This is a genomic window from uncultured Escherichia sp. (assembly GCF_948475835.1).
In the GTDB taxonomy this organism is placed as follows: Bacteria; Pseudomonadota; Gammaproteobacteria; order Enterobacterales; family Enterobacteriaceae; genus ECMA0423.
Window position 1 is genome coordinate 1 of record NZ_CAOLGM010000145.1, and the last position, 10,752, is coordinate 10,752.

Consider the following 10,752-nt stretch of genomic DNA (forward strand, 5'->3'; position numbering starts at 1 on the left):
GTTAATTGGTGCGAGGTTGTGATGAAAGACGTTGTGATTGTCGGGGCGTTACGGACACCTATCGGCTGCTTTCGCGGTGCGTTAGCGGGTCATTCCGCCGTGGAACTTGGTAGTCTGGTCGTGAAAGCGTTAATAGAACGTACCGGCGTTCCTGCATATGCGGTGGATGAAGTAATTCTTGGTCAGGTGTTGACTGCAGGGGCAGGGCAGAATCCGGCAAGGCAATCGGCTATTAAAGGTGGTCTGCCTAATAGCGTTTCTGCAATCACGATTAATGACGTCTGCGGTTCCGGACTTAAAGCACTGCATCTGGCTACTCAGGCGATACAGTGTGGCGAGGCTGATATTGTCATCGCCGGTGGCCAGGAAAACATGAGCCGCGCACCACATGTTCTGACTGATAGCCGCACCGGTGCACAGCTTGGCAATAGCCAGCTGGTTGACAGTCTTGTGCATGATGGGTTATGGGATGCCTTCAATGATTATCATATTGGTGTCACCGCCGAAAATCTGGCTCGCGAATATGGCATCAGCCGTCAATTGCAGGATGCTTACGCACTTAGCTCGCAACAAAAAGCGCGAGCGGCGATTGACGCCGGACGATTTAAAGATGAGATCGTCCCGGTAATGACCCAAAGTAACGGTCAGACGTTGGTTGTTGATACCGATGAACAGCCACGCACTGACGCCAGTGCAGAAGGTTTAGCCCGTTTAAATCCTTCATTTGATAGTCTCGGTTCTGTGACAGCGGGTAATGCATCATCCATAAACGATGGCGCAGCTGCGGTAATGATGATGAGCGAAGCCAAAGCACGAGCGTTGAATTTACCCGTGCTGGCCCGCATTCGCGCATTTGCCAGCGTTGGTGTAGATCCGGCATTGATGGGAATTGCGCCGGTGTATGCGACCCGCCGTTGCCTGGAGCGTGTAGGCTGGCAGTTGGCTGATGTTGATCTTATCGAGGCTAATGAAGCGTTTGCTGCACAGGCGCTTTCGGTTGGCAAGATGCTTGAGTGGGATGAGCGTCGGGTCAATGTCAATGGTGGCGCGATCGCACTCGGTCACCCGATAGGCGCTTCCGGTTGCCGAATCCTGGTTTCTCTGGTTCATGAAATGGTGAAACGTAATGCCCGCAAAGGACTGGCAACGCTTTGTATCGGCGGGGGCCAGGGGGTGGCATTGACCATTGAACGTGACGAATAGCTCTGCATTTCCTCCTTACCGATAAATATCTGCCGTCATTAATCTGTTGAATAATGATGGCTGGCAAGTCGACATACATTTTCCGGGCTCCCTGATTTTTCCATTCTCATGACAGATTCGTGATCGACACTGCACTTTTTTTAATCCTTAACTTAAAAATGAAACATTGTTTTATTTTTAATTGAAAACCCTAGCCCATGGGCATATCATCCCTTTATAGAGAAAACGAAACAGTGTTTCACTATCGTTTTCTATTTTCACGCTTCACTGATTATCGGAGGTTGATGTGGACGTAAGACAGAGCATCCACAGTGCGCACGCAAAAACGCTGGATACCCAAGGGCTGCGCAATGAATTTTTGGTTGAAAAGGTATTTGTCGCCGATGAGTACACCATGGTTTACAGCCACATTGACCGAATTATTGTTGGCGGCATTATGCCGATAACTAAAACGGTTTCCGTTGGCGGGGAAGTTGGTAAACAACTCGGCGTAAGCTATTTCCTTGAACGTCGCGAGTTAGGTGTTATCAATATTGGCGGTGCCGGTACGATTACTGTCGATGGCCAATGCTATGAAATCGGTCACCGCGACGCCCTGTATGTTGGTAAAGGTGCAAAAGAAGTTGTCTTTGCCAGTATTGATACCGGCACTCCGGCGAAGTTTTATTACAATTGCGCACCCGCGCATACGACGTATCCCACCAAAAAAGTCACACCGGACGAAGTATCTCCAGTCACGTTAGGCGATAACCTCACCAGTAACCGTCGCACGATTAACAAATATTTTGTCCCGGATGTACTGGAAACCTGCCAATTGAGTATGGGGCTGACGGAGCTGGCTCCGGGTAACTTGTGGAACACCATGCCGTGTCACACCCACGAGCGCCGGATGGAAGTTTATTTCTATTTCAATATGGATGATGACGCCTGCGTTTTCCACATGATGGGGCAGCCGCAAGAAACGCGTCATATTGTGATGCATAACGAGCAGGCGGTGATCTCCCCGAGCTGGTCGATCCATTCCGGTGTCGGAACCAAAGCTTATACCTTTATCTGGGGCATGGTCGGTGAAAACCAGGTCTTTGATGATATGGACCATGTGGCCGTTAAAGATTTGCGCTAGTTGTGGGCATAAACGAATAAGGTATTGTTATGATTTTAAGTGCATTTTCTCTCGAAGGTAAAGTTGCGGTCGTCACTGGTTGTGATACTGGACTGGGTCAGGGGATGGCGTTGGGGCTGGCGCAAGCGGGCTGTGACATTGTTGGCATTAACATCGTTGAACCGACTGAAACCATCAAGCAGGTCACAGCGCTGGGGCGTCGTTTTTTAAGCCTGACCGCCGATCTGCGAAAGATTGATGGTATTCCAGCACTGCTGGATCGCGCGGTAGCGGAGTTTGGTCATATTGATATCCTGGTGAATAACGCCGGATTGATTCGCCGCGAAGACGCTCTCGAGTTCAGCGAAAAGGACTGGGACGATGTCATGAACCTGAATATCAAGAGCGTATTCTTCATGTCTCAGGCAGCGGCGAAACACTTTATCGCGCAAGGCAATGGCGGCAAGATTATCAATATCGCGTCAATGCTCTCCTTCCAGGGTGGGATCCGTGTGCCTTCTTATACCGCATCAAAAAGCGGTGTGATGGGCGTGACGCGATTGATGGCGAACGAATGGGCTAAACACAACATTAATGTTAATGCGATAGCTCCGGGTTACATGGCGACCAACAATACTCAACAACTGCGGGCAGATGAACAACGTAGCGCGGAAATTCTCGACCGCATTCCAGCTGGTCGTTGGGGACTGCCGAGTGACCTGATGGGGCCGGTAGTGTTCCTTGCCTCCAGCGCTTCAGATTATGTGAATGGTTATACCATTGCCGTGGATGGCGGTTGGCTGGCGCGTTAATTCATTCTTCTTACTTTTATGACCCTGCCGCATGGCAGGGTTTTTTATACCTGTAGATCATCATAATCCATATCATGGTTATGAAATAATCCATATCAATTATCAATTAATGAACTTTATGAATTTTATCTGCTGTAAAATTAGGTGGTTAATAATAATCTCAATAATTCAACTTAATTTGAAAATTGGAATATCCATCACATAACGACATGCCGCAGCAATTTAATCCATATTTATGCTGTTTCCGACCTGACACCTGTGTGAATTGTTCACGTATTTTTTCACTATGTCTTACTCTCTGCTGGCAGGAAAAAATGGTTACTATCAATACGGAATCTGCTTTAACGCCACGTTCTTTGCGGGATACGCGGCGTATGAATATGTTTGTTTCGGTAGCTGCTGCGGTCGCAGGATTGTTATTTGGTCTTGATATCGGCGTAATCGCCGGAGCGTTGCCGTTCATTACCGATCACTTTGTGCTGACCAGCCGTTTGCAGGAATGGGTGGTCAGTAGCATGATGCTCGGTGCAGCAATTGGTGCGCTGTTTAATGGTTGGCTGTCGTTCCGCCTGGGGCGTAAATACAGCCTGATGGCGGGGGCCATCCTGTTTGTACTCGGTTCTATAGGGTCCGCTTTTGCGACCAGCGTAGAGATGTTAATCGCCGCTCGGGTGGTGCTGGGCATTGCTGTCGGGATCGCGTCTTACACCGCTCCTCTGTATCTTTCTGAAATGGCAAGTGAAAACGTTCGCGGTAAGATGATCAGTATGTACCAGTTGATGGTCACACTCGGCATCGTGCTGGCGTTTTTATCCGATACAGCGTTCAGTTATAGCGGTAACTGGCGCGCAATGTTGGGGGTTCTTGCTTTACCAGCAGTCCTGCTGATTATTCTGGTGGTCTTCCTGCCAAATAGCCCGCGCTGGCTGGCGGAAAAGGGGCGTCATATTGAGGCGGAAGAAGTGTTGCGTATGCTGCGCGATACGTCGGAAAAAGCGCGAGAAGAACTCAACGAAATTCGTGAAAGCCTGAAGTTAAAACAAGGCGGTTGGGCACTGTTTAAGATCAACCGTAACGTCCGTCGTGCTGTGTTTCTCGGTATGTTGTTGCAGGCGATGCAGCAGTTTACCGGTATGAACATCATCATGTACTATGCGCCGCGTATCTTCAAAATGGCGGGCTTTACGACCACAGAACAACAGATGATTGCGACTCTGGTCGTGGGACTGACCTTTATGTTCGCGACCTTCATTGCGGTCTTTACGGTAGATAAAGCAGGTCGTAAACCGGCTCTGAAAATTGGTTTCAGCGTGATGGCGTTAGGCACTCTGGTGCTGGGCTATTGCCTGATGCAGTTTGATAACGGTACGGCTTCCAGTGGCTTGTCCTGGCTCTCTGTTGGCATGACGATGATGTGTATTGCCGGTTATGCGATGAGCGCCGCGCCAGTGGTGTGGATCCTGTGCTCTGAAATTCAGCCGCTGAAATGCCGCGATTTCGGTATTACCTGTTCGACCACCACGAACTGGGTGTCGAATATGATTATCGGCGCGACCTTCCTGACGCTGCTCGACAGCATTGGCGCTGCCGGTACGTTCTGGCTCTACACTGCGCTGAACATTGCGTTTGTGGGCATCACTTTCTGGCTCATTCCGGAAACCAAAAATGTCACGCTGGAACATATCGAACGCAAACTGATGGCAGGCGAGAAGTTGAGAAATATCGGCGTCTGATTTCACGGGCCGGATGTGCTGTACATCCGGCCCTTTTTTCGTTAATAGAGATCGGGCACCTGGCCGTTGAGGCGTTTGTCTCGTTCCTTATTCAGCCTTGTTGCGGTAACACACATCAGGAGAGAGGAATGAAAACAATTGGTTTGCTGGGAGGAATGAGCTGGGAATCCACCATTCCTTACTATCGTCTGATAAATGAAGGCATTAAACAGCGGCTTGGTGGGCTTCACTCTGCGCAAGTGCTGCTACATAGCGTCGATTTTCATGAAATAGAAGAGTGCCAGCGTCGCGGGGAATGGGATAAAACCGGGGACATTCTGGCTGAGGCGGCGCTTGGCTTACAGCGGGCGGGCGCAGAAGGTATTGTGTTATGTACCAATACGATGCATAAAGTGGCGGATGCCATTGAGTCACGTTGCACTCTGCCTTTCTTACACATTGCGGATGCCACCGGACGTGCAATTACCGGGGCCGGAATGACTCGTGTGGCGCTGCTGGGTACGCGTTACACCATGGAACAGGATTTTTATCGCGGGCGGCTGACGGAACAATTTTCCATCAATTGTCTTATTCCTGAAGCGGATGAACGGGCGAAAATTAATCAGATTATTTTTGAAGAACTGTGTCTGGGGCAATTTACCGAAGCGTCACGCGCTTATTATGCGCAAGTGATTGCTCGCCTTGCAGAACAGGGCGCACAGGGCGTCATTTTTGGCTGCACAGAAATTGGTTTACTGGTGCCAGAAGAGCGCAGTGTTTTGCCTGTGTTTGATACTGCGGCGATCCATGCCGAGGATGCTGTCGCTTTTATGCTGTCGTAGCTGACGACAAAATAGCGTCAAGAGAAGTGACCAGTTTCGGTAACCCCGCTTGTAAATGCTCACTAAACGCCTGCACCAGCGCTGATGACGGGCGGTGCAGGGGGCGGATCAGGCTGACGGTGAACGGAACCGCAATACTGAACCGCCGCACCACTAAACCGCTTGCCGCATAATCCAGTGCGGTGAGCGGGTTAACCACCGAAACACCTACCCCCGCCCGTACCATTGCGCAGACTGACGCGGCGCTGTGGGTTTCTACGATCATGCGTCGTTTAACCTGATGTTCAGTAAATAGCTGATCCAGCAACTGGCGATAGCTGTCAGTACGGGAAAGGCTGATGTAGTTCTCACCCTGAAAATCATCCGGCGTTAATACCTTTTTTACCGCTAGCGGATGACCCGGAGGTAACACACACACTTCATCTAAAGAGAGTAATTCGGTACGTTCTGTTCCCGCAGGCGTATGGAGTGTCTCAGTGAGTCCTAAATCATGACGCTGGGCCGAGAGCCACTCTTCAAGTAGCGGTGATTCCTGGGGCACGATATTTAAGCTGACATCGGGATAACGTGCCAGAAAGGGTTGCAGGAGCTGCGGTAAAAAAGATTGCGAAAAGACCGGCAGGCAGGCAATAGACAGTTCTCCCTGGCGAAACTCGCGCAGACTTTCTGCGGCGCTGACAATGCGATCCAGTCCGTACCAGGATCGTTGCACTTCTTCAAACAGACGCAGTCCTTGCACGGTAGGATGTAATCGTCCACGTACGCGCTCAAACAATTTTAGCCCGATCACCTTCTCAAAGCGCGCCAGTTCGCGGCTGACGGTTGGCTGTGAGGTGTGTAGCAGGTGTGCTGCCTCAGTCAGGCTTCCGGCGGTCATTACCGCATGAAAAATTTCAATATGACGTAAGTTAACGGCGGCCATTAGCGCTCTCTCGCAATCCGGTAATCCATATCATTTTTGCATAGACTCGACATAAATCGATATTTTTTATTCTTTTTATGATGTGGCGTAATCATAAAAAAGCACTTATCTGGAGTTTGTTATGCCACATTCACTGTTCAGTACCGATACCGATCTCACCGCCGAAAATCTGCTGCGTTTGCCCGCTGAATTTGGCTGCCCGGTGTGGGTCTACGATGCGCAAATTATTCGTCGGCAGATTGCAGCGCTGAAACAGTTTGATGTGGTGCGCTTTGCACAGAAAGCCTGTTCCAATATTCATATTTTGCGCTTAATGCGTGAGCAGGGCGTGAAAGTGGATTCCGTCTCGTTAGGCGAAATAGAGCGTGCGTTGGCGGCGGGTTACAATCCGCAAACGCACCCCGATGATATTGTTTTTACGGCAGATGTTATCGATCAGGCGACGCTTGAACGCGTCAGTGAATTGCAAATTCCGGTGAATGCGGGTTCTGTTGATATGCTCGACCAACTGGGCCAGGTTTCGCCAGGGCATCGGGTATGGCTGCGCGTTAACCCGGGGTTTGGTCACGGACATAGCCAAAAAACCAATACCGGTGGCGAAAACAGCAAGCACGGTATCTGGTACACCGATCTGCCCGCCGCACTGGACGTGATACAACGTCATCATCTGCAGCTGGTCGGCATTCACATGCACATTGGTTCTGGCGTTGATTATGCCCATCTGGAACAGGTGTGTGGTGCTATGGTGCGTCAGGTCATCGAATTCGGTCAGGATTTACAGGCTATTTCTGCGGGCGGTGGGCTTTCTGTTCCTTATCAACAGGGTGAAGAGGCGGTTGATACCGAACATTATTATGGTCTGTGGAATGCCGCGCGTGAGCAAATCGCCCGCCATTTGGGCCACCCTGTGAAACTGGAAATTGAACCGGGTCGCTTCCTGGTAGCGCAGTCTGGCGTATTAATTACTCAGGTGCGGAGCGTCAAACAAATGGGGAGCCGCCACTTTGTGCTGGTTGATGCCGGGTTCAACGATCTGATGCGCCCGGCAATGTACGGTAGTTACCACCATATCAGTGCCCTGGCAGCTGATGGTCGTTCTCTGGAACACGCGCCAACGGTGGAAACCGTCGTCGCCGGACCGTTATGTGAATCGGGCGATGTCTTTACCCAGCAGGAAGGGGGAAATGTTGAAACCCGCGCCTTGCCGGAAGTGAAGGCAGGTGATTATCTGGTACTGCATGATACAGGGGCATATGGCGCATCAATGTCATCCAACTACAATAGCCGTCCGCTGTTACCAGAAGTTCTGTTTGATAATGGTCAGGCGCGGTTGATTCGCCGTCGCCAGACCATCGAAGAATTACTGGCGCTGGAATTGCTTTAACTGCGGTTAGTCGCTGGTTGCATGATGACTTGCCTCCAGCGACGGAGTTGACACTGAATGACGACGTACCAGCGTCGGACTAAAGACATTAGTGATTTCCGGGAGAGGGCGATTATCCGCCAGCGCCAAAGCCAGTTCGGCAGCCTGGGTCGCCATCGTCACGATTGGGTAACGCACGGTGGTCAGGCGCGGACGCACATAGCGTGACACCAGCACATCATCAAAGCCAATTAACGAAATCTCACCCGGTACATCAATACCATTATCATTGAGAACGCCCATCGCACCCGCCGCCATTGAATCGTTATAACAGGCTACCGCAGTGAAATTTCTTCCTCGTCCCAAAAGCTCGGTCATTGCCTGTTCGCCGCCGCTTTCGTCTGGTTCGCCAAATGTCACCAGCCGGTCATTGGCCGCAATACCACTTTCAGCAAGGGCATCGTAATACCCTTGCAGACGATCTTCGGCGTCAGAAATAGAGTGGTTAGAGCACAGATAACCAATGCGGGTATGACCTTGCTGAATTAAATGACGCGTTGCCAGCCAGGCACCGTAACGATCGTCAAGAGCAATACAACGGTTTTCAAAGCCAGGCAGGATACGGTTGATCAGCACCATACCGGGCATTTGTTTCATTAATGAGGCTAAATCGGCATCCGGGATCATTTTGGCATGGACGACCAACGCAGCACAGCGATGGCGGATCAGTTGCTCAATAGCCTGACGCTCTTTTTGTTCGTTGTGGTAACCGTTGCCAATCAATAAGAAATTACCGGTGTGATAAGCCACCTGTTCGACCGCTTTCACCATTGCACCGAAAAACGGATCGGAAACATCACCAACGATCAGACCGACCGTTTCAGTGGTCTGCTGCGCCAGCGCACGGGCGTTGGCGTTCGGGTGATAGCTAAGAGACTCCATTGCACTATGCACAGCCAGCCGGGAAGCTTCGCTGGCTTTAGGTGAATTATTAATGACGCGGGAAACGGTGGCGACTGAAACGCCTGCCAGTCGGGCTACATCCTTTATGGTCGCCATGAAAATACCTTAGTGGGTAAACGCTTACATTCTTTCAGTGTTACGGAAAACGCCCGTTGGTTCAAGGGGTGGCGTGTTTTCATCGTGGGAATGTGAGCCAAACGCAAATAAGTAAGACAAAAAAAGAGATTGCAAACCTTTGGTTACACTTTGCGAAACGCTGTTGCGATTGACCGCTGGTGGCGTTTGGCTTCAGGTTGCTAAAGTGGTGATCCCAGAGGTATTGATAGGTGAAGTCAACTTCGGGTTGAGCACATGAATTACACCAGCCTGCGCAGATGCGCAGGTTTTTTTTTGCCGGTCATCAATCTGTAACAGTAACCGACAATTTACACACCTCGTTGCATTTCCCTTCATTCCTTTGCGTTTTCTCGCTGGCGAAGAGTCGTCGTGCAGACCACAATCAAGATCCCAGAGGTATTGATTGGTGAGATTATTCGGTACGCTCTTCGTACCCTGTCTCTTGCACCAACCTGCGCGGATGCGCAGGTTTTTTTTCGCACCTAATTTACTGTCGCTCGCGTTCTTTATCTCGTGTAATCTCCCTCCATTCGCTTTTACTGAATCAGAGCAAAGGGAGTTGGAATGCTTTTTAGCTTTTTTCGAAATTTGTGCCGTGTTTTGTATCGCGTTCGCGTTACGGGTGACACCCAGGCACTGAAGGGCGAGCGCGTTCTAATTACGCCTAATCACGTCTCTTTTATTGATGGCATTTTGCTTGGACTGTTTTTACCTGTGCGTCCAGTGTTTGCCGTTTACACCTCAATAAGCCAACAGTGGTATATGCGTTGGCTGAAATCATTTATCGACTTTGTTCCTCTCGACCCGACGCAACCTATGGCTATTAAACATCTGGTACGTCTGGTGGAACAGGGCCGACCAGTGGTGATTTTCCCTGAAGGACGCATCACCACTACAGGCTCGCTGATGAAAATCTACGATGGCGCGGGTTTTGTCGCGGCGAAGTCTGGTGCAACGGTTATTCCTGTGCGTATTGAAGGGGCGGAACTTACGCACTTCAGCCGCCTGAAAGGTCTGGTTAAACGTCGCTTGTTCCCGCAAATTACTCTGCATATTTTGCCACCAACGCAGGTGGAGATGCCGGATGCGCCGCGTGCCCGTGACCGTCGCAAAATCGCTGGCGAAATGCTGCATCAAATAATGATGGAAGCGCGAATGGCGGTGCGCCCGCGTGAAACGCTGTACGAATCTTTACTGAGTGCAATGTACCGCTTCGGAGCCGGGAAGAAATGTGTCGAAGACGTCAATTTTACCCCAGACTCCTATCGCAAATTGCTTACGAAAACGCTGTTTGTTGGACGCATCCTTGAAAAATACAGTGTTGAAGGCGAACGCATCGGCTTAATGCTGCCCAATGCAGGCATCAGTGCGGCAGTGATTTTTGGGGCCATCGCCCGTCGCCGCATTCCCGCAATGATGAACTACACTGCCGGGGTAAAAGGGCTGACCAGTGCTATTACGGCGGCTGAAATCAAAACCATCTTCACTTCCCGCCAGTTTCTCGATAAAGGCAAACTCTGGCATCTGCCGGAGCAACTTACTCAGGTGCGCTGGGTCTATCTGGAAGATTTAAAAGCAGATGTCACCACTGCCGACAAAGTATGGATCTTCGCTCATTTGCTGATGCCGCGTCTGGCACAGGTTAAACAGCAGCCGGAAGAAGAGGCGCTGATCCTTTTTACCTCCGGTTCTGAAGGCCATCCGAAAGGCGTCGTC

General features: G+C 50.6%; 9 protein-coding genes. 7 read left to right on the forward strand and 2 right to left on the reverse strand.

Annotated elements, in window-relative coordinates:
- The first annotated feature begins 21 nt into the window (after window positions 1-21).
- The 5 genes from QZF50_RS20540 (at window position 22) to ygeA (ending at window position 5,671) form a co-directional block, all read left to right on the forward strand.
- Window positions 22-1,203 (forward strand): acetyl-CoA C-acetyltransferase, encoded by a 1,182-nt coding sequence (locus tag QZF50_RS20540; RefSeq protein ID WP_000656029.1) that lies wholly within the window; start codon window positions 22-24, stop codon window positions 1,201-1,203.
- Between the two features lie 286 nt (window positions 1,204-1,489).
- Complete coding sequence (gene kduI, locus QZF50_RS20545; RefSeq protein ID WP_000383237.1) at window positions 1,490-2,326, forward strand: 5-dehydro-4-deoxy-D-glucuronate isomerase; 837 nt, start codon at window positions 1,490-1,492, stop codon at window positions 2,324-2,326.
- A gap of 29 nt (window positions 2,327-2,355) precedes the next feature.
- On the forward strand, window positions 2,356-3,117 hold the full coding sequence (kduD, locus tag QZF50_RS20550; RefSeq protein WP_000603518.1) for a 2-dehydro-3-deoxy-D-gluconate 5-dehydrogenase KduD: 762 nt from the start codon (window positions 2,356-2,358) through the stop codon (window positions 3,115-3,117).
- 314 nt (window positions 3,118-3,431) lie between these two features.
- Window positions 3,432-4,850 carry an arabinose-proton symporter AraE gene (gene araE / locus QZF50_RS20555; protein WP_000256438.1) on the forward strand — a complete coding sequence of 473 codons (1,419 nt, stop codon included), beginning with the start codon at window positions 3,432-3,434 and terminating at the stop codon, window positions 4,848-4,850.
- A 128-nt stretch (window positions 4,851-4,978) separates the two neighbouring features.
- The gene (gene ygeA / locus QZF50_RS20560) at window positions 4,979-5,671 is read left to right on the forward strand and encodes an amino acid racemase (protein ID WP_000848664.1); all 693 of its coding nucleotides are present in this window, start codon (window positions 4,979-4,981) and stop codon (window positions 5,669-5,671) included.
- Here the strand turns inward: ygeA and lysR are convergent.
- The gene (gene lysR, locus QZF50_RS20565) at window positions 5,658-6,593 is read right to left on the reverse strand and encodes a DNA-binding transcriptional regulator LysR (RefSeq protein WP_000741827.1); all 936 of its coding nucleotides are present in this window, start codon (window positions 6,591-6,593) and stop codon (window positions 5,658-5,660) included. The two genes, ygeA and lysR, sit on opposite strands and share 14 nt — an antisense overlap.
- Window positions 6,594-6,714: 121 nt before the next feature.
- Between lysR and lysA the strand changes: the two genes are divergently transcribed.
- On the forward strand, window positions 6,715-7,977 hold the full coding sequence (gene lysA / locus QZF50_RS20570) for a diaminopimelate decarboxylase (RefSeq protein WP_001120711.1): 1,263 nt from the start codon (window positions 6,715-6,717) through the stop codon (window positions 7,975-7,977).
- Window positions 7,978-7,983: 6 nt separating this feature from the next.
- Here the strand turns inward: lysA and galR are convergent, their stop codons facing one another.
- Window positions 7,984-9,015 (reverse strand): HTH-type transcriptional regulator GalR, encoded by a 1,032-nt coding sequence (gene galR / locus QZF50_RS20575; RefSeq protein ID WP_000201048.1) that lies wholly within the window; start codon window positions 9,013-9,015, stop codon window positions 7,984-7,986.
- Between the two features lie 585 nt (window positions 9,016-9,600).
- Here galR and QZF50_RS20580 point away from each other — a divergent pair.
- Window positions 9,601-10,752: 1-acyl-sn-glycerol-3-phosphate acyltransferase (locus tag QZF50_RS20580; RefSeq protein ID WP_290388968.1), on the forward strand; the 1,152-nt coding region annotated here is incomplete at its 3' end.